This is a genomic window from Psychrobacillus insolitus, from assembly GCF_003254155.1.
Lineage (GTDB): Bacteria > Bacillota > Bacilli > Bacillales_A > Planococcaceae > Psychrobacillus > Psychrobacillus insolitus.
On the sequence record NZ_QKZI01000002.1, the window covers coordinates 341,479 to 362,955 of the forward strand.

25 protein-coding genes are annotated in these 21,477 nt (G+C 36.9%); 21 read left to right on the top strand and 4 right to left on the bottom strand.

Annotated elements, in window-relative coordinates:
- Nucleotides 1-305 precede the first annotated feature (305 nt).
- The 9 genes from spoIID to C7437_RS08990 all read left to right on the top strand — a co-directional run bounded on the left by spoIID (nucleotide 306) and on the right by C7437_RS08990 (nucleotide 6,506).
- Complete coding sequence (spoIID, locus tag C7437_RS08950) at nucleotides 306-1,220, top strand: stage II sporulation protein D (RefSeq protein ID WP_245909253.1); 915 nt, start codon at nucleotides 306-308, stop codon at nucleotides 1,218-1,220.
- 11 nt (nucleotides 1,221-1,231) lie between these two features.
- Nucleotides 1,232-1,888 (top strand): M23 family metallopeptidase, encoded by a 657-nt coding sequence (locus C7437_RS08955; protein ID WP_111439334.1) that lies wholly within the window; start codon nucleotides 1,232-1,234, stop codon nucleotides 1,886-1,888.
- A gap of 90 nt (nucleotides 1,889-1,978) precedes the next feature.
- Nucleotides 1,979-2,254, top strand: coding sequence for a sporulation transcriptional regulator SpoIIID (locus C7437_RS08960; RefSeq protein WP_111439335.1), 276 nt, complete (start codon nucleotides 1,979-1,981; stop codon nucleotides 2,252-2,254).
- A 152-nt stretch (nucleotides 2,255-2,406) separates the two neighbouring features.
- The gene (mreB, locus tag C7437_RS08965) at nucleotides 2,407-3,396 is read left to right on the top strand and encodes a rod shape-determining protein (RefSeq protein WP_111439414.1); all 990 of its coding nucleotides are present in this window, start codon (nucleotides 2,407-2,409) and stop codon (nucleotides 3,394-3,396) included.
- Nucleotides 3,397-3,486: 90 nt separating this feature from the next.
- On the top strand, nucleotides 3,487-4,308 hold the full coding sequence (locus C7437_RS08970) for a flagellar hook-basal body protein (protein ID WP_111439336.1): 822 nt from the start codon (nucleotides 3,487-3,489) through the stop codon (nucleotides 4,306-4,308).
- Between the two features lie 71 nt (nucleotides 4,309-4,379).
- The gene (locus C7437_RS08975) at nucleotides 4,380-5,219 is read left to right on the top strand and encodes a flagellar hook-basal body protein (RefSeq protein WP_111439337.1); all 840 of its coding nucleotides are present in this window, start codon (nucleotides 4,380-4,382) and stop codon (nucleotides 5,217-5,219) included.
- Between the two features lie 24 nt (nucleotides 5,220-5,243).
- Nucleotides 5,244-5,504, top strand: a complete 261-nt coding sequence (locus C7437_RS08980; RefSeq protein WP_111439338.1) for a DNA-directed RNA polymerase subunit beta — start codon at nucleotides 5,244-5,246, stop codon at nucleotides 5,502-5,504.
- Between the two features lie 23 nt (nucleotides 5,505-5,527).
- Complete coding sequence (fabZ, locus tag C7437_RS08985) at nucleotides 5,528-5,965, top strand: 3-hydroxyacyl-ACP dehydratase FabZ (RefSeq protein ID WP_111439339.1); 438 nt, start codon at nucleotides 5,528-5,530, stop codon at nucleotides 5,963-5,965.
- Nucleotides 5,966-6,155: 190 nt separating this feature from the next.
- Nucleotides 6,156-6,506, top strand: coding sequence for a hypothetical protein (locus C7437_RS08990; protein WP_111439340.1), 351 nt, complete (start codon nucleotides 6,156-6,158; stop codon nucleotides 6,504-6,506).
- Nucleotides 6,507-6,568: 62 nt separating this feature from the next.
- On the opposite strand, the gene C7437_RS08995 is transcribed toward C7437_RS08990, so the two are convergent.
- Nucleotides 6,569-7,003 (bottom strand): YwpF family protein, encoded by a 435-nt coding sequence (locus C7437_RS08995; RefSeq protein ID WP_111439341.1) that lies wholly within the window; start codon nucleotides 7,001-7,003, stop codon nucleotides 6,569-6,571.
- Between the two features lie 133 nt (nucleotides 7,004-7,136).
- Between C7437_RS08995 and C7437_RS09000 the strand changes: the two genes are divergently transcribed.
- The 5 genes from C7437_RS09000 to C7437_RS09020 all read left to right on the top strand — a co-directional run bounded on the left by C7437_RS09000 (nucleotide 7,137) and on the right by C7437_RS09020 (nucleotide 10,321).
- Complete coding sequence (locus tag C7437_RS09000; protein WP_111439342.1) at nucleotides 7,137-7,613, top strand: DUF2243 domain-containing protein; 477 nt, start codon at nucleotides 7,137-7,139, stop codon at nucleotides 7,611-7,613.
- Complete coding sequence (locus C7437_RS09005) at nucleotides 7,600-8,406, top strand: cytochrome c oxidase assembly protein (protein ID WP_111439415.1); 807 nt, start codon at nucleotides 7,600-7,602, stop codon at nucleotides 8,404-8,406. The genes C7437_RS09000 and C7437_RS09005 overlap by 14 nt, the downstream gene beginning before the upstream one ends.
- Nucleotides 8,406-8,573: a hypothetical protein gene (locus C7437_RS09010; RefSeq protein ID WP_111439343.1), complete on the top strand. Its 168-nt coding sequence runs from the start codon at nucleotides 8,406-8,408 to the stop codon at nucleotides 8,571-8,573. The genes C7437_RS09005 and C7437_RS09010 overlap by 1 nt, the downstream gene beginning before the upstream one ends.
- A 19-nt stretch (nucleotides 8,574-8,592) precedes the next feature.
- Nucleotides 8,593-9,045: a YndM family protein gene (locus C7437_RS09015; RefSeq protein ID WP_111439344.1), complete on the top strand. Its 453-nt coding sequence runs from the start codon at nucleotides 8,593-8,595 to the stop codon at nucleotides 9,043-9,045.
- 874 nt (nucleotides 9,046-9,919) lie between these two features.
- Nucleotides 9,920-10,321 carry a single-stranded DNA-binding protein gene (locus C7437_RS09020; RefSeq protein ID WP_111439345.1) on the top strand — a complete coding sequence of 134 codons (402 nt, stop codon included), beginning with the start codon at nucleotides 9,920-9,922 and terminating at the stop codon, nucleotides 10,319-10,321.
- Between the two features lie 76 nt (nucleotides 10,322-10,397).
- Here C7437_RS09020 and C7437_RS09025 read toward each other — a convergent pair whose 3' ends face one another.
- The 3 genes from C7437_RS09025 to C7437_RS09035 all read right to left on the bottom strand — a co-directional run bounded on the left by C7437_RS09025 (nucleotide 10,398) and on the right by C7437_RS09035 (nucleotide 15,264).
- A complete protein-coding gene (locus C7437_RS09025; RefSeq protein WP_111439346.1) occupies nucleotides 10,398-13,109 on the bottom strand; it encodes a DEAD/DEAH box helicase in 2,712 nt (903 codons plus the stop codon).
- Complete coding sequence (locus C7437_RS09030; protein ID WP_146249622.1) at nucleotides 13,106-14,686, bottom strand: hypothetical protein; 1,581 nt, start codon at nucleotides 14,684-14,686, stop codon at nucleotides 13,106-13,108. The genes C7437_RS09025 and C7437_RS09030 overlap by 4 nt, the downstream gene beginning before the upstream one ends.
- Before the next feature lie 185 nt (nucleotides 14,687-14,871).
- Complete coding sequence (locus C7437_RS09035) at nucleotides 14,872-15,264, bottom strand: helix-turn-helix domain-containing protein (protein ID WP_170122348.1); 393 nt, start codon at nucleotides 15,262-15,264, stop codon at nucleotides 14,872-14,874.
- A gap of 463 nt (nucleotides 15,265-15,727) precedes the next feature.
- Here C7437_RS09035 and C7437_RS09040 point away from each other — a divergent pair, with 463 nt between their 5' ends.
- The 7 genes from C7437_RS09040 to panF all read left to right on the top strand — a co-directional run bounded on the left by C7437_RS09040 (nucleotide 15,728) and on the right by panF (nucleotide 21,470).
- Nucleotides 15,728-16,159, top strand: coding sequence for a transcriptional regulator (locus C7437_RS09040; RefSeq protein WP_111439349.1), 432 nt, complete (start codon nucleotides 15,728-15,730; stop codon nucleotides 16,157-16,159).
- A gap of 667 nt (nucleotides 16,160-16,826) precedes the next feature.
- Nucleotides 16,827-17,114 carry a hypothetical protein gene (locus C7437_RS09045; protein ID WP_111439350.1) on the top strand — a complete coding sequence of 96 codons (288 nt, stop codon included), beginning with the start codon at nucleotides 16,827-16,829 and terminating at the stop codon, nucleotides 17,112-17,114.
- Entirely contained in the window at nucleotides 17,115-17,294 is a 180-nt protein-coding gene (locus C7437_RS16795; RefSeq protein ID WP_146249623.1) for a hypothetical protein, read from the top strand. It begins immediately after the preceding gene.
- 15 nt (nucleotides 17,295-17,309) lie between these two features.
- The gene (locus C7437_RS09050) at nucleotides 17,310-17,990 is read left to right on the top strand and encodes a hypothetical protein (RefSeq protein ID WP_111439351.1); all 681 of its coding nucleotides are present in this window, start codon (nucleotides 17,310-17,312) and stop codon (nucleotides 17,988-17,990) included.
- Nucleotides 17,987-19,249 (top strand): efflux RND transporter periplasmic adaptor subunit, encoded by a 1,263-nt coding sequence (locus C7437_RS09055; RefSeq protein ID WP_111439352.1) that lies wholly within the window; start codon nucleotides 17,987-17,989, stop codon nucleotides 19,247-19,249. The genes C7437_RS09050 and C7437_RS09055 overlap by 4 nt, the downstream gene beginning before the upstream one ends.
- A 515-nt stretch (nucleotides 19,250-19,764) precedes the next feature.
- Nucleotides 19,765-20,025: a YhdT family protein gene (locus tag C7437_RS09060; protein ID WP_111439353.1), complete on the top strand. Its 261-nt coding sequence runs from the start codon at nucleotides 19,765-19,767 to the stop codon at nucleotides 20,023-20,025.
- Complete coding sequence (gene panF, locus C7437_RS09065; protein WP_111439354.1) at nucleotides 20,022-21,470, top strand: sodium/pantothenate symporter; 1,449 nt, start codon at nucleotides 20,022-20,024, stop codon at nucleotides 21,468-21,470. The genes C7437_RS09060 and panF overlap by 4 nt, the downstream gene beginning before the upstream one ends.
- Nucleotides 21,471-21,477 lie beyond the last annotated feature (7 nt).

Consider the following 21,477-nt stretch of genomic DNA (forward strand, 5'->3'; position numbering starts at 1 on the left):
CTCAAGAGTGTTTGTGTGTAACTCGAGAAGGGTTGTGTGGAACTCAAGAGTGTTTGTGTGTAACTGAGAGGTTTGTGTGTAACTGAGAGGTTTGTGTGTAACTGAGAGTGTTTGTGTGGAACTCGAGAGTGTTTGTGTGTAACTAGAGGGGATTTTAGTGGAACTCAGTATCTGCTCCTCTCCGTCCTACTCACATTCCAGTAGAAATATAGTTTTTTCTAGCAAAACTCATTTTTCTGCATCCCGGTACATATTATATTTCTATGAAACAAAATATTCTACTAATACTCCTTTGCATAGGCCTCTTGTCGTTACCATTTTTATTGATGAAAGAAAAAGATGAACTAGTAGCTCCACCAGAACACATGCAAGAAATTGCTTGTCCTATATTAATCGAAGTAAAGGGGGTACAAGAGAAGATCCCACTGGAGGAATATATTTTAGGAGTAGTTGCTGCTGAAATGCCCATTACTTTCCATGAAGAAGCTTTAAAGGCACAGTCTATTGCTGCAAGAACGTATGTGCTAAGGGAGACAGATTATGGAGAAAAGGCTATCTCTAAGACTGTACAGAAGCAAGTATATATAGGTAAGGATGAGCGAAAGAAAAAGTGGGGGGCTTCGTTTGAATCATATGAAGCCAAACTTGAAAAGGTAGTGAAAGCTACTGCAGGAGAAATAATTGTCTATAATGATGAACTGATTACTGCCATGTTCTTTTCCACTAGTAACGGATTAACAGAAAGTGCGGAAAATTATTCTGGAAATGTGATTCCTTACCTCGTTTCAGTCCCAAGTAAAGAAGAGGAACAGTACTCACCAAAAGTCAACCAGCAGTTTGAATTTACACAAAAAGAGTGGGCATCCACATTTGGATTAAAGTGGTCCGACCAAATAATTCAAACGTTTCAAGTTACAAATACAGATTCCAATCGTGTGGAATCACTCCAAATGAATGGAAAAACATGGACTGGTAGAGAAGTACGCACATTATTAGGACTACCCTCTACAGATTTTGATATTCGTTTTGATACCGACAGAGTGGTTGTAGAAACTATTGGATATGGGCACGGAGTTGGGATGAGCCAATACGGGGCGGAAGTATTGGCGAATGATTCCGTTGGTTCCAAAGATATCCTTCTCCATTATTATACGGGCACAAAAATAAAATCTTTATCTTCATGTTTAAAATCTTCCTCAATTGCAAACAATAGCAACTAGAGGTGATGAAAATGAGAGAAGAACAAACGAACAAGCCTTCTCAGAAGAATACAAATCCGAAAAAGCCGTGGTTTTGGCCACTAATTTATACGGGGTTTTCGGTAGCATTTGTTGGAATGATTTGGGGTTATAATGTGTATGTTACAAGCGACACGGCAGAAGAATCTAAATGGACCGATACAGGTGACCCGGAAAAAGTAGTAATTGAGACCAATGCGAAAGCAGAATCCATGAAATATCCTTTCAAAGAAACATTGCTAGAAAGCGTTGAAATTGTGCAACACTATTACGATATGGAAGCCGATGAAACAACACGCGAAAATTCATTGCTTGTGTTCAATCAAACTTTTGTAACCAACACAGGTGTGACATTATCGATGAATGGCGAACCTTTTGAAATAGTAGCAGCAATGAGTGGGAAAGTTGAAGAAGTAAACTTAGATCCATTTGAAGGCGATGAAATTATTATTTCGCACTCAAATGGAATGCAGACTACCTATCGTTCAGTTTCTGGCATTCTAGTAAAAGTAGGAGACGAAGTAGAGCAAGGTCAAGCACTAGCAACTGCAGCAGAAAATGAATGGAATCCAACAGCAGGAATTCACTTGCAATTTGAAGTGTATGAAGATGGTGTATTGATCAATCCAGAATCATTACTAGCATTTTAACCTTATTCAGCAGTAGCAATCATTCATATTAGCCTATACGTATGCATAAAGTGATGAAAAGTATTCCTTTATTAAGGAAAGGAAGAGTTTGTGCACGAAACAATTCGTCATAGATGCATACGGCTAGGTGAGATGGTCATTGAAACAAAGAAAACTGTACGTGCCATAGCGAGTACAACAGGTCACTCTAAAAGCACTGTTCACAAAGATTTAACGGAAAGACTCCATTTAGTAGATCCACTGCTTGCAAAGGAAGTTAAAGAAATTCTTGCATACCATAAATCAGTTAGGCATTTGCGAGGTGGAGAAGCAACGAAACAAAAATGGAGAACGAAAAAGGAAGATAGGAAAGGTCGTGATTTGTAACAAGTCACGACCTTTTTTCTGTTGTCAAGCTTTTTGATTGTAGGTAGTATTAAATGGTGTATTTAAGTCTTTTTTATGATACTATTATAAGTTAGAAATATAACGAAAAAAATTAGATAAAAAGGTTTAGTGGGGAAGGAGAAACGTAGGTGATGTTTGCCAAGGATATAGGAATTGATTTAGGTACAGCGAATGTACTCATTCACGTAAAAGGAAAAGGGATTGTTTTAAACGAGCCGTCAGTTGTAGCGATAGATCGCAATACAAATAGGGTACTTGCAGTCGGAGAAGAAGCTCGTCAGATGGTAGGAAGAACACCTGGTAATATCGTGGCAATTCGTCCTATGAAAGACGGGGTTATTGCTGATTTTGATATAACGGAAGCTATGTTAAAGCACTTTATCAATAAACTAAATGTAAAAGGGTTTTTATCAAAGCCACGTATCCTTATTTGCTGCCCTACGAATATTACGAGTGTAGAGCAAAAAGCCATTCGTGAAGCTGCTGAAAAATCAGGTGGTAAGAAAATTTATCTGGAAGAAGAACCAAAAGTAGCTGCCATTGGTGCTGGAATGGATATTTTCCAACCAAGTGGTAATATGGTTGTCGATATCGGTGGAGGTACAACGGATGTAGCCGTACTTTCGATGGGTGATATCGTAACTTCGGAATCTATTAAAGTCGCTGGGGATGTTTTTGATAATGATATTCTTCAGTACATAAAAAAAGAGTACAAGCTACTGATCGGGGAGCGTACTTCAGAAAATATTAAAATAACAATTGGTACTGTATTCCCAGATAGCCGTCATGAAGAGATGGATATACGTGGACGTGATATGGTTAGTGGATTACCTAGAACAATTACGATTAGATCTGTGGAAATCGAAAAAGCATTACGTGAGTCAGTAGCTCTTATTATACAAGCAGCGAAAAATGTATTAGAAAAAACACCGCCTGAATTGTCTGCAGATATTATTGATCGTGGCGTTATTATTACCGGTGGTGGAGCACTGTTACACGGAATAGATCACCTTCTTATGGGAGAGTTAAAAGTTCCTGTATTTGTTGCAGAAAACCCAATGGACTGCGTTGCAATAGGAACAGGAATAATGCTAAATCATATCGATAAAATTAAACAATAAGAAGAAAAGCGGAAGAGCCTATTACTGTCGGAGCACTGTTTTTCTGCGAAGTGCTTTGCGAAAGACATTAAATCTAAAGGAGTCCTACAAATGTTTCGTGGATTTCAAACTGTTGCATCAGGCATGATTGCACAACAAAGAAAAACTGAATTGTTAACGAATAATATGGCAAATGCCAATACGCCTGGGTATAAAGCAGACCAAACGACCATTCGATCATTTCCAAATATGCTATTATCTAGACTCAGTTCCGAGGGGACGTTAAATGGTAAAAAGTTAACAGGAGTTGGCGAGCTAAATACTGGGGTATATATGCAAGAAACAATTGGTTTGTTAACACAAGGCCAATTGAAAGAAACTGAATTGAATACAGATATTGCTTTAATCGATGGACAATTACCTCAAGACGCGGAAACTGGTCAAACAGGTGCGATTTTTTACCGATTAGAGAATTCTGCCGGTGGTGAAGCGTATACTCGTAATGGAAGCTTCACAATTGACGCTGAAGGCTTCTTAACGAATCCAAATGGTTTGTATGTACTAGATTCAGAAGGCGAGCGTATACAGCTTCAAAACGACGATTTTCAAGTTGAATCAGATGGCCAAATTTATGAGGATGGTTTGGCGGTAGCGCAAATTGGTATTTCATTTTCAGCACAACCTGAAACGCTTATGAAGCAAGATAATGGTTTATTTCAAACATCTGATGGTACGAACCTAACTTCTGCATATGACACCGAAAATGCTAGTTTTTCGATGCAACAAGGATATGTCGAGGGTTCCAATGTAGATACTGCAAGAACCATGACAGATATGTTGACGGCTTATCGTGCATTTGAAGCAAACCAAAAAGTCTTGCAAGCTTACGATAAAAGCATGGAAAAAGCAGTAAATGAAGTTGGAAGAGTATAATAAAGAAAAGTGCGAACGCCTTTTTAGAGTATAGCGCTTAGACTAGCAGGCCAGATTGGAGGGACAATTGAATGCTACGCACCATGACTACAGCTACAAATACGATGTCACAATTACACAGTCAATTAGATACAATTGGTAATAATATAGCAAATTCGAATACATATGGTTTCAAAACAACTGATGTAAAGTTTCAAGAGTTATTGTATCAGCAGTTTAATAATGACAAGGCAGACTTAAGCGAACGTCAGTCTCCAACTGGTATCCGTTATGGGTCAGGAGCAGCTATTTCGCAAACTACGATGAATTGGAAACAAGGAAGCCTTCAGTCAACTGATCGAAACTTAGATTTCGCCTTTCAAGAACCGAAGCAATATTTGAACATATTAATGCCAGACGGAGAAGGTGGACAACAAACCGCCTATACAAGACAAGGGGCTCTTTATGTTTCACCAACCGAAAATGGACAATTAATGTTAGTAAATGGGGATGGTTATCCAGTTGCTAATGCAGAAGGACAAGCAATCTTAATTCCTGACAATGTTTCCGGTTTTTCGTTGAATGAATCTGGGCGATTAATTGTTTCCTATCCTGATGGTTCAACAGTCGAAAGAGAGTTAGCAGTTTCGGTATTACAAAAGCCTCAACTTATGGAGCATCTATCGAACGCATATATTGTTCTACCTAATAATTTAGATGAGTTAGGTGTAACACAACAAGATGTATTAACGGATCTTCAAGGAGAAGAACGCAACGAAATTTCACTAGTAAATGGGATATTAGAACTTTCGAATGTAGATATTTCTAAAGAAATGACGGAACTAATGACAACTCAACGTTCGTATCAATTCAGTGCACGCTCGATTACCATTGCAGATCAAATGATGGGTCTTATCAATGGGATTAGATAATTTTTAACTTAAGGAGTTACTTTTATGTCAGAAGAAGTGAAAATCTCTGCCAGACAACAAAAAAAAATGGACAAAGCACAAAACAAGGAACAGAAAAAAACATACTGGGTACAAATTCGGATGTTTCCAATTTGGTTGCGCATAATACTTATAATTCTACTACTTGCTGCTGCTGTCGCTGCTGGTCTAATGATTGGATATGGAGTAGTAGGAGATGGCAAACCGACAGATGCACTAAAATGGGAAACTTATCAATATATTTTAGATATAAAAGATGGTAAATAACTAGAAACATAGGAGGGAAAACCATGTTAACAACAGAACAAATTCAAGCAATTTTACCCCACCGCTATCCTTTTTTAATGATTGATCGTGTACTTGAGGTAGAAGAAGGAAAACGTGCAGTAGCGATTAAAAACGTAACGATTAATGAAGAGTTCTTCAATGGACATTTCCCTGGTTATCCAGTTATGCCTGGTGTTTTAATAGTGGAAGCTTTAGCACAGGTTGGAGCAGTAGCAGTTCTTCAAATCCCGGCAAATAAAGGAAGACTTGCTTTTTTTACAGGGATCGATAACTGCAGATTCAAACGCCAAGTAAAACCAGGTGACCAATTAAAATTAGAAGTAGAAATATTAAAATTACGTGGTTCAATGGGCAAAGGACACGGTATTGCAACAGTTGATGGAGAACTCGTATGTGAAGCTGACATATTGTTTGCACTAGGACCAATAGTTGAAAATTGATTGTGATTTGCAATAATTAACTAGTTACTATAGAATTAAAAGATTAGATTCTACATTATGTAGAATCACTTTTAAAAGAAATGAAAAAGTAGGCAAATTTGCCATTGGATAGTTCCTACCTTTCTTGAGCAACCTATCGTAAGTCACGAACATGTGATGAAGATATTTCAAGAAAGGAGGAATTTTTTATATGTGGAAAAAAACTGTTCCAATTACGGCAGCATTAACAACATTGTTACTAGCAGGATGTAATATGAATAATGATGTTCCAGACACAAATGAAACACCAATGGAAGACGTGCAAGAGGATGTTCGAGAGGGTGCAGATGACCTTATTCCAGATCCAGAAGTAAATACGGAATCACCAGTAGAAACAAATGAAGGTATTTACGATAATGGTACACTTAATAAGAATGGAACAGAAACAAACGATCGAAATACGGACGAAGATAAAGATATGAACAAAGATACAAACACACCGAATGAAGATATAATTGAAGACGATTTAGATATGAATGACAAAAATAATAATGATAAATAAGCAAGAATAAAAAAGGCTGACTAAAGGGAGTACACTCCAATTAGTCAGCTTTTTTCTAGTTTTTAATTCGCTTTGTCTTTTTTTAAGGTTGGTCGAATTTTCATGTCTTGTTCAAATTTAGTTAGTAGCTCCTCGCCAGTTAAACCTTCTTCGATAAGCTCGGATAATAAGGATTCCGCATACTTTCTTCTTGCTAGATTTAGTGTTCCTCGAAGCAATACAGAAATATGTTCGCCTATATCCTTCACTGAGTAGACCACTACTTCAAATGCTGCAGGTTCATTCTCCGGATAAGAAATAACTACTTTTGCGTCTATTTTTTCATTGGATATTTGTAATTCTTTAAAAAACGCATCATGTGTTTTGTCGATAAATAATTCTAATATCCATGAACGAGCAGTATTTTCTTGATTAATCATAATACCATCAACTAACGGTATGGTGGACTCCTCATTATTACGGATAATACTAATTGAAATCATTTTAAATGTTTTCATCTACAAAACACCCTTCTGAAGGAACTAATTAACGATAATTATAACATAAAGTAATATATGTAAGCTGCCATTTTTGAATGGACTAGTAAGGTTTGGGTATCCTAAACTGTAAAAGCTTTAAAGGGAGTATTTTATGGATAACAATAGGAAAACATTTGCTAACAAGAACTTATGGGCAGGTATTTTATTAGGATTTGGTTTTGTTGCATTTATCGACGAAGCTGTTTTCCATCAACTTCTTCATTGGCATCATTTTTATGATAAATCAACGACGGAAATGGGATTGGTGTCCGATGGTCTTTTTCATGCATTCAGTTTTTTTGCAACAATCGGGTCCTCTTTCATGTTAGCGGATCTTCATAGAAGAAATGCATTTTGGCTTAAAAGATGGGCTGCGGGAATATTTTTAGGGGCAGGTACTTTTCAGCTATATGATGGAATCATTCAACACAAATTGATGGAGTTACATCAGATTCGCTATGGTGTCAATATATTGCCATACGATTTAGTTTGGAATGTTTTGGCTGCACTATTGATCGGAATTGGCATCCTTCTCCTTATTTCAAAGCAAAAGAGCTTTGTAAAAGAAGAGGTGGATGCACATAGATAATCATACGCATAGTCACGTAAGTAACGACATATTAGTACAGATTATATTAGCCTTCCCTTTTATCTTGTTGTTAGTTATTTATTTGCATGCAGTATATATATTAAATCAGCATAAAAGAAAATGGCCAATTCATCGTCCTGTTTTATGGACAATCGGAATTCTTAGTGCTGTTGTTACAGTTAATGGACCATTAGCGGACCTTGCACATATCAATTTCACTGCACATATGTTTGGGCATATACTTTTAGGCATGCTAGCACCTCTTTTACTGGCTCTAGCCGCACCTATGACGTTAATCTTACGAACACTACCAGTAACTGCGTCAAGAAGTATGATAAAAGTTTTAGGGAGCAAATCAATACGTGTTTTAAGTAATCCTATTATCACCTCTCTCCTTAATGTTGGAGGTTTATGGCTCCTCTATACAACCGATTTGTTTGTGATGATGCATGAGTATTCACTTGTATATTTATTGGTACATCTGCACATATTTATGGCTGGATATTTTTTTACAATTTCATTCATATATATCGATCCGATCGCTCATCGAACAAGCTTTGTATTTCGCTCAATCGTTTTATTATTAGCATTGACTGCACATAGTATTTTATCTAAGTATATCTACTCCCATCCGCCAAAAGGGGTTTCAGCGGTAGAAGCTGAACTAGGCGCGAAAATCATGTACTACGGAGGAGACGTCATTGAAATAGTTCTAGTATTTATAATTTGTCAGCAGTGGTTCAAAAATAGTCGACCAAAAGTGAAAGAATCCAAACAGGAGGTGTATTTGTAATGGCGAATAAAGACGCAAGGCAAGATAAATTTACTGTAGTTGGAACGAATATTGAAGAAGTGAAAAGATTGAATGCAGAATCTGGTATGTCCTACAACGAATTAAATGATTGGTTTGCGAAAAAAATGGATAGAGAAGGTTTGAAGGATAATAATAAAAAAGAATAATGAAAAGGAGGTGTTACTGGTGTATGTGAAATCATTTTTCATGAAACTTGTTATGGTTACAATAGTTTTATGGATTATTTTAGGAGCGTTTTTTGGGGTTTCCCTTTTAGATATATTACTTACAAGCGTTTTAGTTACGGTTGCAGGATATATAGGAGACGTGTTTTTACTACCTTTTATCGGAAATGTTTTTGCAAGTATAGGTGATTTTATATTTTCATTCGTGTTAATTTGGTTATTAGGGTCGTTTATCTTTGAGGGACCAATTGCACTCGGGACGGCTTCTTTTATAGCTGCTTTGGCTTTAATGATGGGAGAAATGTACTTGCACCGATATATGGAAAGTCGAATATTTGAACCGCGAAAACCCCCAGAGAAGAAGATAGGCTATTACCAACGAACAAATTTACTAACAGAATTTGCAGAAGAAACGGTGATTGAACCACCTAAAAAGACGGATGACTCATTATAAAATAACCAAAGAGTTTTTAGAAGTGTGCCCAGAAGTTAGCCACAAATTGAAGTAGCATTGTGTCGAACTCCTGGGCGTTCTCTATCGTGGTTAGTATGCTGTTCTGGTGTCAGCCACAAATGCCCTTCCAATTTGTCGCTTACACAAGGAAGCGATGCCCAGAAAAAAACCTCCAGCAAAGCAGCCCACCCCAAAAATAATCCCAACTTCACAAATGTGTAAAACTCATATACGACTTATTTAAAAATAAATACAAAAAAAGAAGAAAAGTCTCTTGTTTGCACTTATTCCCGGATAAGTCGTATATTCATTTTGCTATATTTTAAAAATCATAATTTATAAATTAACATAGAACTATTAAGTGTGTAACTTAGAGATTTGTGTGCAACTCCAGAATGTTTGTGTGTAACTTTGAGGATTTGCGTGCAACTCTAGAGTGTTTGAGTGGAACTTCGAGCGTTTGTGTGTAACTTTGAGGATTTGCGTGTAACTCTAGAGTGTTTAAGTGGAACTTCGAGGATTTGCGTGCAACTCCAGAATGTTTGAGTGGAACTCCAGGACTTGTGTGCAACTCCAGAACAAACAAAATAACTTCCATCTAAAAATAAGTTTGTTTTTTACTTAAGATGGCTAGTCCAAAGCAATTCATTGACTTAAACGATCATTGTTTTTCAATTATTCAAAAAAACTTCAAAAACTACCAATATTGTATTTTCGACATCTAAAAATGGAGAATCTAGTAAAAATCGGCTAAATCCTACGATAAATGTAAGAATCTTGTCAAAAAACATGTCCAAAATTGAATTTTGAGCTTTTGCCAACAATTTATCTATGCTATATGCTAAAGCCATCTTAGAAAAAAGGAGGTGAAAAGGTGAATTCAGTCTCGATCATCGGACGTTTGACAAAAGATCCACAACTGAAACAATTTTCTGAAGGGAGAGTTCAAACGAGTTTTGTAGTAGCAGTAAATAAAAGAATGAAAAATGATGAAGCGGACTTTGTGCTATGCACGATTTGGGGAAAGATCGCTGAAACAACTGTGAAGTATTGTGGGAAAGGTTCACTTGTTGGGATTACAGGAAGGCTTAATACAAGATCGTATGAAAAGGAAGAAGGATTGAGGGTTTATGTCACAGAAGTGGTTGTAGAGGATATACGTTTTCTCGCAACTAAAAAACGAGATGAAGAACAAAACTTGCAAACCCAACCAAATAATAAAGAAGAAACCGATTTTGAATTTCCAACGATTCAACCAAATCAACTTCCAGTATAGATGTTTTACAGACCGCGTAGTAACATCGATATCAAGAGAGGGAAAAACCTGACCGAAGAAGCACGGCCAGGTTTTCTTAAAATGAAAATGAGAGTAAATCTTTCATATCTTCATCAGACATTTCAGTAATCCATTGACTAGAGTGGATTAAATCCTCTGATAACGCTTGTTTTTCTACGAGTAATTTATCTATTTTTTCTTCAATTGTACCAATTGTAATAAATTTATGCACATGTACAAAATTTGTTTGACCGATACGATAAGCACGGTCTGTTGCTTGGTTCTCTACAGCGGGATTCCACCAGCGATCTGCATGTAAAACATGGCTTGCAGCAGTTAAATTTAAACCAGTTCCACCAGCTTTCAAGGATAACAGAAAAATAGGGAACTCCTTCGCTTGAAAAGCCTCAACTAAATGGTCGCGCTGATTTTTTGGCATACTTCCAGTTAAAAATGGAGCATCAATTTCATATAGCTCTGTTAGACAATGCTGAAGTAAATGCCCCATACCGATATATTGCGTGAAAATCAGACATTGCTCTCCGCGAGCAGCAATCTCACCAGCAAGTGTAACGATTCGAGCCAACTTTTCGGATCGTTCGAGCATATCTTCGGCGTCATCGAAAGGCTCTTTTAAGTAAAGAGCAGGATGATTACATAATTGCTTTAACTTGCTTAACATTTTTAAAATTAGCCCTTTTTTCTCGAATCCTGAAAGTGTATCCAATTTACTAACTGTTTCTTGAATAAGTGACTCGTACAATGCTGCTTGTTCTGTAGTGAGTGCACAGTATTCACGTTGCTCCAGTTTTTCCGGTAAGTTTAGCATTAGTTCTGGATCTTGTTTCGTTCTTCTAAGCAAGAAAGGCTGGATTTTTAAGCGTAATTTATGCTTAAAATCGTCTGAGTTATCTTTTTCAATAGGAACGATATAGTTTTCTTGGAACTTACGATATGAGCCGAGATATCCTTTATGGATAAAGTCAAATATGGACCAAAGTTCAGATAATCTATTTTCAACAGGCGTACCAGTAAGCGCAATGTGGTGGGCACCTGTTAGCTTACGAATAGCACGAGATTGCTTCGTGTGCATGTTTTTAATGTTTTGAGCTTCATCGAGCGTAACGCTAGACCACTCAATCGCTTGTAGTGATTCAATATCTTGCATAGCTGTACCGAAAGTTGTAATAACCAGATCTGCTGAGAGATCGATTTCTTTTGTTCGTGCAGTACCATAATGAGTCTGCACATTCAATGATGGTGCAAACTTCGCAAGCTCTTTTTGCCAATTTCCGAGTACGGAAGTCGGGCAGATGATGAGTGACGGAGTTTGCACATCCTCTTTTTCATGGACATGTAATAAATAAGCAATAAGCTGAACTGTTTTTCCGAGTCCCATATCATCAGCTAAGCAAGCGCCGAATTTCTCATTACGCATAAATGTAAGCCACTCAAGACCAAGTTGTTGATAAGGTCTTAGTGTAGTCAACAAATTGGCAGAAACCTCTACAGGAGGGAAACCTTTCTTTTCTTGTAACTGTTCCATTAATGACTGCAACGACTTTTGCAGCTCAAATTGGAATAGTGGATCCTCGTTAACCGATTCCTCCTCATCCATCATGAGTGCCATTTCTTCTGGTATTTCCCGGAATAATAGTTCCTTCACAGTCCAGTTCTCTGAATCTGATTTTTTCATCAGTTCTCGGATTTCATGCATCCAAGCAGCATCGATACGGAACCATTCATTACCAGCTTGAATGTATGAACGATTTTCGTTAACAAGCTGTTGGAAATCTTCCGATGAAATCTCCTGCCCATTTAGTGAAAAACTCCAGTCAAACTGCAAAATTTCATTGAGGCCTGCAGCTGTTTTATACGTATTCGCTGTTTTAGCAATCGTTTTAACTTTCATTTTTGACTCTTTCACAGCTTTTAACCAAGCTGGAAGGACAATTTCAAAACCTAGTGCTTGCAACTTCACTAAATCATCACGAAGGAAAATTCGCACTTCTTCGTCCGTTAAAGTGGCTGAATAGAAAGTTTCCAGTTCAGAAGGCTCAACAGATGTAATAAGCGAAAATATTTTGACTTGAGTATCCGTTATATAATCTGCAAACTCATTCCACTTATCAGGAAGGGCATTAATAATGGGTAAAGACTTTTTCCGAAATGGTGGTGTCCAGTAAACACTGCTTTTCTTTCCACGCACCACTGTTTCTAATAGCCACGTATCTTCAAAAGTTTCCGGTTCGGACAAGCGTAATGCAACTAATAGACTTGGATGAGTAGACTGAGACTTAATAGGCCAGCCACCTTGTTGAAAGAAAGGAATAAGTGTAGGGACATCCTCCATAGCTAAACCTGCTTGATAGAGCTTTTGCTTCACAGCATTTGCGACAAGCACTTTTCCAACTTCATCAATTTCTGCATGTACTTGTATAACGTCATTTTCTAATGTCAAAACATTCCATAAGTCAGGATTAGACCATACATTTGCAGCATCTTTAAATGTTGTAAGCCACGTTTTTGAATCGAGATCATCCCCGGTGAAAGTGATGAATGGATGTGGATTTCCTGAAAATAGCTCCATCATTTCAACTGGAGTTGCAATCAAGGTATCATCTTCAATTTTAGCAAGAAGTCCAAAAAAACTCTCTCGATGGTCCAAATATAAAGATGGTACCCACTTTTCGAGAGGAACATTTTTTGAAAAAAGTTCAAAGTTACCATTTTCTAATGGCTGGATTGTCAATGAAAATTCTTTTGTTATAGACAGAGGCTGAATCATAATGGCAAGTTTCCTTTCTCTATCTCTTGTTGCAATGCACGCAGACGGCGATATTTATCCCGAATATTTTCTAAGTAAGCATTCCAATAATCTGCCTCATTCGATTTTTTAGCGATCGCTTTCATCTTCTTCCAAATACGAACTGCTTGTTTATAGCTATATCGATTTTTTTCATTGATAAATCGCATAGCGTAATGATGATAGAGTGGAAGCAACACTTCTGGAGCGTCTTCTTTCACAACAGCGAGTCCACATGCTTCGGCATATTCTAGGGAAGAATTGGCAGATTGATGCAATGCCATCCAATCTCGGTAGCGTTTTTCCTTCAGCAATAAAGAAGAGTATGACTGAATACCATACGTTCCAAATGATTTATACAAGTTTTCGAGTTCATCTGATTCCAGTTGTACGGAATTGAACAGCAACTCTAGACGGCGTATTAGCATGACACGACCAGGGTTTTGCATCACTTCATTCAAGTAATAAGAAACATGTGGCAATATTTGACGAACTAACTGATTAGCCATTTCTTTGTTATTAAATTGAATGGCTTTTTCACACACTTCCACCCATTCCAGAAGCTGGTTTGGCTCCATATGTTCTGCTGCTTTTAGTAATTTATCCATCATAGAAAGTGTAAGGTAAAAATAAGGCAGTACGATATTTAAAGGAACACCATCTTCTGTTTTTTCAAGTGCTTCTAAATATGCCACTTCTTTTTCGCGTTTTGCTTTATTTGTAACGAGTGAATCCCAAAAAGCAAGATATACATGCTTACGGTAATGCAGGAAATATTCCGTATCAAAATAAAAAGTGTGGACACGATTCATGATTTCTTCGTAAAATTTATCGGCTGAAAATAGTCGTGGCTTGGAAGCGAGTTGGGATAAACTATCATCCAGCTCTTCCATATACTCATTCAAGAAATAAAATACGCGACTCTGCATATTTGTTTCAGCGAATGGCTCGATATAAGGCCATAGTTTAATTAATACACAAAGATCTACATAGACATCGAAAATAGGCTGCCACTCTCGTTCGAAAGGGCGTGATTTACGTATTTGAATCTTTAAATCATTTACAGCAAACTCTAATAGATAAAAGTTTGACGGTGGATAATTGGCAATGAATTTACGGAAAAAGTTATCAATCAGAAAATCCCAACTTCTCGGACTGCGTTCATCCCGCAGTAATGTCAACTGGGCTTGATCGGCATTGGAACGCCAATTGGAAATCCAAGTAGATAAAGACGAATTTTGTTGATATAAATAAAACACAGCGGAAGCAATATGACGACATGGCTTATGCATTGGACATGGGCACGTGAATGAATCAGTTAAAATCGAATATGTAATGTCTATGTTACTGACATCCCGAACGGTGAAATCTACCTGGTGATCCTGAGGATGGTAATTAGTGACAGATACAGCTCCATTGCGTACAAAAAACGCTGCACGACGAATTAATTCCTCATCTTCTAAAATAGAAGGATGGAATTTCTTTTCAATCGTTTGCATGGATTGTTCAATATACTTTTCATAATGTGATGCTAATTTTTGATGTGAAGTCAAGTTCAATCCAATCGCTCCTTGTAAAAAAGGCTTTCCTTCCATTATACGTATAAATCCTCGTGATTAAAAGGTAAAGGGTTTAATCTTTTAACTTTATTCAGTAAATATTTATACGAAGAGCCTGCGCAGGAGTGAAAATTTTGCTTTAAAACGCAAAAAAGCCAATGCAAGTGTGCAGTAGCTTCTTAAGGTTAGGTTTTTAGGCAGTTTTTAATATTTTTTAGATCTTGGTCGTTTAGCTTACTTAAAAATATAACGATTTCACGAAAATCACTCGAATATTTTCCGCGATTTATTAGTAGTTCATCATAAAATCCATACATGTACTGTTTTTGTACTTCCTCTGCTTGAAGGCCAGGATTTTCACTTTTATATGGTTTATTCAGTACCATATTTAAGAAATCTTTGTCAGAAATATTTAGTACTCGTTTAAAATCTGGTAATAAATCGATTGGAATAGCTCGTTCTCCACGCTCGTACTTCGATAAAGACGAATGATCAATGTTTAATCGACTTGCAACTTCTTTTTGCGAAATATTCAATTGCTGCTCTCGATATTCACGTAAATGTGAGTGAAAAGGCATCATACCCCCCCTAATATAGTAAAATAATATCAAAAAAATATAATTGATTTTTAATATAAGCCAAAACGGCGATAAATTAATATACTGTCTGAATAATGGTTATATTCAGATATATTAATTGGGTTTTAATGGATGGAAAAGTGTTAATAAAATGTAAATTTATAATTGAAAGGATGGAATGAACATAGAAAAGATTCAATTGTACATTCCCTCATTATTAGATTTACTAGACATCTTATCATAGAGACTGTTTTGATGAAGCAAATTGTAACGGTTGAATTTGCATTCAAATATAATTCTCAAAAGTTTGGATTTTTCATGGATTACAGTGGAAGAGATAAAAAAAGATCTCAAAAATAACTTGAAAGTTCACTTACACCAAGATAAGTATTGGTACTATGTTTTCTTCCGAATGTATGTTAAAGTAAAAAGACAGAAAATTCTGAGAAGTGGAGGGGTCGATATGTTACAAGTTCAATTGATGAAACCATTTAATATGAAGATAGAGGATGACCGTATCAAACTCGTTTTTGCTTATCAATACTTTTCCATTCGAAAAGAAGATGAAATATTTCAGTTTATTCCTGTAGAAGGGAAAGAAATAATTATAAATGCAAAAAACTTACAAGTTGAAAATTTATCAGATATTTTCGTGTTTCAAAAAGGTAATCGCTTTATTAGGCTCCCACTGTACCAGTTAATGCTTGTTTCTGATATTCATGTACATCTTCAAGAAATTATTGACGCAAATAATAAAGTGCCAGTAGAAGAATTGTCTATTGAAGGAATTGCTGAGCTTATCGATATACTAGAAAAGGAAAACTACAAACAAATGATTGACTATTCATTAGATCATCGAGATGAATTACTTTTCCAACAATTAATGGAACTTTAACTATAGTATGGAGGCAACTATATTGATGAAAATTAGTAAATAACGAACACCTAACGAATTTATATTTTCGGGAGGTGTTTTTTATGTTTTTGGAAATAATAGAAAAATAAATGCACTCGATCGAAGCGCACCATATAAAATGCCAATTCAGTTCCGCGTTACTACATTCCCGTTTTTTTGTCATGTTCTCTCCTTTCTTGGTGATTTCCCGGGAAATAGTTCAGAAGTTTTACGGAGAAATAAGTTAGTAATAGTCATATGATAGTATTTCCGAGAATCAAGAGATTTAATCATTTAATATGTAGAAAAGAATGTCTTCGTTAAAAATAAACAAGAATTATAACGTAGCTCATCTCCTGTTTTTCTAGTTTCCCCTAATACCATATATTTCATCCGAAGTCCAAGTAAAGAAAAAAATCTTACATGCTACATCCTCAAAAAAATATTCGAAAAAGCGAACAAAAAATCAAGATTTCAGTTAAAATGAGTTTAGATGTCAAAGGATGGGGAAATGTAGTGTAGGGTTTTCTGCTCAAGGAGGCGATTCTTGTAGTGTAGAAAATTATACTCTAACTCGAACAAGATTCCAGTAGTAACGGAGCAGCTCTTATATGGAAATATAGGTTATATTTCGTTCAATTCATTTTCAGATGACGGTGCTGCACTATTGGACCAGATATCTGCTACCCTGTATAGGGAGCAATCATTTTTCTCATGGCCTGATTTTTTATATTTAACAACAATTGTCAACGAAGAGGGAGTTCCACCAAATGTAATTACGGAAGACGGTCGCGAACTTGCGAAAGCACATCAAGATGAAATTCTATTAAACTATCATCAGTTTAATAAGATGACAGCACTTGAAAATGTACCGGAAACGAAAGAATTTACAGCTATATTGTCAGATTCCATTGCAGATAATTTGCAAACGCAAAAGATAGAATTAGTTAACTAGGTGGCAACAGAGTTCCGGTATCGCTCAAATAAAAAAGTGATACCAAAGTATGTTATTACACCAAATGAAACACTAGAAAAGGGAGCAGCATACTTATTACTCATTCAACCAACTTTTCAGTCACAGAGTGGAAAGATGATGCTACATGGTGTATATGTGGAAGTAACTGTTCAACCATAGAGGGGGAACAAACGAATGTTTTTTGATTTTCGATTTTGGAAGCATCTTTTTCATCAAAATGAACTAATTGATTCACTTAAGAATACAACGATGCGTAATTTTGAAAAACGTGTTTGGTTAGTAGCAATACTTGGAGTTCTATTATATGCACTTAAAGATATATGGGGCATGAATACGGAAGGTCTGTCTTCTCTTTTTGTAGAGGGGTACGAGGATACATATTCGGTTGCGAGAATTACATCTTTATTCAGTACGATTATTTTCTCGCTTATTTACATGGCATTCCATTTCTTTGGAATCGCTTATGTATTACATAAAATGACTGGTGTTCAACTATCAAAAGCAACTATTATGCAATTTTTTGTAGTTTCCCTTTTATTATTGGAAAAAGCAGCAATCTTTGCAGTGTTTGCGATATTAGGATACACAACAGCGTTTTCATTCTTTTCCTTTGGACCACTCGCAGCAACATTTTTAAATAATGAATTCTTTATTTACTTCTTTAATCAATTAAGTATCATCACGGCAGTTGTAATCGCACTTCAGTTCAGATTCTTGCGTGCATTTACAGCGATGTCGACAAGCAAATTGATGATTCTATTAATCGTATTACACTTAGTCCTTGCTGCACTAACAGCAGGAATCAGTGTCTTGCCACTAGGTGAATGGATCGAAAGGGGGCTTGCAATCCTATGAATAAATGGATAACAATCGGTATTGCAATCATTGTTTCTTCTATAATAGCTGCAAACTCTATTCTTTTATTTACCGAGAAAAGTAAGCTTGGTCGTACTTATTATGTAAGTGAATATGATCGGGTGAACGAAAATACATATACAAAAGAATTAGAAAAAGAATCTGTTGTCGTGCCAGAAAGTGTCTCGACAGTTACTCTAGATGTAGAAGTAGTGAGTGAGTTTACAGTAAAAGTTGGAGATATGGTACAAGAAGGTCAAGAACTTGCCGTGCTGAAATCAGAGGCTGCTGACTCACAACGTTCGCTATGGGAATCCGAGGAAGAAGCTTATATGGCAGAAGAATCAAAGCTCGAATCGATTATAGCTGGTTTAGAATCAGAAAAATATTCTGTGTCATCTGGAGTTAATGGTAGCGGTTCAACAACAGGGGACGCGTCAGAGGATAAAGTAATTAACGTAGGCGTTCAAGTTGACGTCGAAATTTTACAAGAAGGCGACTACGCAAATGCAATTGCAGAAGCAGAGCAAAAATTAGCAGAAATAGAGCGTAAACGTAAAATTGTTAGTGCACAATTAAGTTTGGACTCAGAAGACCTAGCATCACTTAGCCCAATTTTTGGTGTTGTGGCATCGATCGAAGAAAGTGACGGCAAGTATTTCATCTACTTATATACAGCTGAAAAGTCAGTTGTCACATTCTTAGAAGAAGCTGAATGGCACGAAATTCAAGAAGGTCAAAAAGTGATGAACTACTCGACGCACCAAGAGGGAGTAGTAGAAGGATTTGTATCTACGAAAACAGAAGTCCCAGCAAACAAAAGTGAATGGCTAAAAGTGTTCAAGCAATTTGACTCTAACATCGAAGAACCAGTATATGAAGTACGCATTCAATTGAATGGTGAAGTAAGTGTCTTGCCTTACGGAGCGAATATTAACTCAAACATTACTACTAATGAAGTAGCCGGTGCAGCACGCGTAAAAGAACAATGGATATTAAATCGCGTCGATCAAGCAGCAGAAGTGTATATTCTAACGGAAGATGGGAAAATTGGTCTTACACCAGTTGTTGTCCCATTAGACCTTGAACAATATGCTGTCCTTTCAGAAGGACTAATGGAGGGAAATGTTGTGCTTAATGCTGATGAAAAATATATCGGTGCACAAGCATTTTTACCGTTCCCGCTAGATCTACCAACTTGGAGCAGCGTAAAAGCAGTTGGTTGGAGAGATTACGTGAAGTTTTTAACCTATAAATAATAAAAACGTAAAAGGATATCATCGACTTTGAACGCAAATTTCGCTGTAGATGATGCATCTTCATAATATGTAGAGTTAAAAGCTGCGAAGGAAGAAACCCTTCGCAGTTTTTTTGTGTTTTTAGAGGGGGGTTGTGGAACTCCATAGCGTTTGTGTGAAACTCAGCGACTTATGTGGAACTCTGGAGCTTTTGTGTGGAACTCAGCGACTTATGTGAAACTCTGGAGCTGTTGTGTGGAACTCATAGTGTTTTGTGTGAAACTTCATAGTGTTTGTGTGGAACTCAGCGACTTATGTGAAACTCTAGAGCCTTTGTGTGGAACTCAAAGCGTTTTGTGTGGAACTTCATAGCGTTTGTGTGAAACTCAGCGACTTATGTGTAACTCTGGAGCTTTTGTGTGAAACTTCATAGTGTTTGCGTGGAGCCCAATGTCGCTTCCATTTTTCTTATATAAAACTAGTAAAAACTTCGCTATACTAAATAAACGAAGATAAGCAAAAGGGAGAGGACTAAAGTGGATCCTAGATTTAAAATTGCGCACAGGGAAGCACTCATTGGGGTAGGTTTAGCTATTGTACATTTCATTTGGTGGTTTGGATTTGCATATGGACTTGGTTCCGCTCCTGTGGAGGAGTATAAATATATACTTGGTTTTCCGGAATGGTTCTTTTACAGTTGCATCGTAGGATTCCTCTTGGTTTCGTTAACGGTCATTATTTTAGCGAAATTTGTGTTAAAGGATGTTTCATTTGAAGAGGAAGGTGATCAGTTATGAATATTCAAGTAATTATTCCGATGATTCTTTTCTTAGGAATCATTTTTTTCATTGGCTATTGGTCTAGCAAAAAGATAGGGGAGTCTACTGGAGGGTTCCTACAAGAATATTTCTTAGGTGGTCGTGAACTAGGGGGATTTGTGCTAGCCATGACGATGGTTGCTACATATGGTAGCGCATCTAGTTTTCTTGGTGGTCCAGGAACTGCATATACTATGGGGTTTGGCTGGGTACTGCTTTCGATGACTCAAGTGGTGACGGGTTATTTTGTATTACTTATTTTAGGGAAGAAATTTGCGATTTTGGCTCGTAGGTATAATGCCATTACGTTAATTGATTTCTTGAAGGTTCGATATAATAATAGTACGGCTGTAGTGTTACTAGCTGCAGCGAGTATGATTATCTTTTTGTTTTCAGCGATGACAGCACAGTGGGTAGGCGGAGGCCGATTGATTGAATCGTTAACAGGAATAAAGTATACGACTGCGCTATTCATTTTTGCGGTTTCTGTTCTCGTCTATGTGGTAATCGGTGGATTCCGTGCTGTTGCAGTAACGGATGCTGTGCAAGGTGGGGTTATGGTTATAGGGACGCTTATCTTACTTATAGCTGTAATTATCGCAGGTGGCGGCGTACCGAACATTATGCAGGATTTGTTGAATGAAAACCCGAATTTAGTGACTCCGTACGGAAATGACGGGAATTTATCCATGGCTTATGTATCTTCTTTCTGGATATTAGTCGGAGTAGGGGTAGTGGGACTGCCTCAAATGGCTGTGCGAGCGATGTCGTATAAAAATTCGAAATCGATGCACCGAGCGCTTGTGATTGGAACAATTGTTACCGGTTTTATCATGCTTAATATGCATTTAATTGGTGTATTTGCACGTACAATAATGCCTGGGATAGAGGTTCCAGATACGGTTATTCCACTTGTTGCATTGAAAATTTTACCGGCTTGGCTTGCAGGAATTGTTCTTGCAGCTCCACTAGCTGCAATTATGTCGACTGTTGATTCGCTGTTAATTTTGGTAAGTTCATCGATTGTGAAGGATGTATACATAAATTACTTGAATCCGAGCGCTAGTGAGAAAACAGTGAAACGTATCAGTTTTGGTGTGACAACTATTTTAGGGAGCATTGTTTTTTTATTGGCATTGAACCCACCTGATTTGCTTATTTTCTTGAATTTATTCGCATTTGGTGGACTAGAAGCTGCATTCATCTGGCCGGTTGTTCTAGGTCTTTACTGGTCCTATGGCAATAAATACGGTGCGATTGCATCCATGATCTCAGGAATTGTTTCGTATATCGCGATTCATTTTTACAATCAAGTAAATGGTAATCTATTTGGAGTACATACAGTGGTAGTTCCGGTAATTTTATCATTAGTAGCGTATATTATTTTTAGTCTATTAATCAAAAGAACAAAATACGTCTATTAATAAGGGA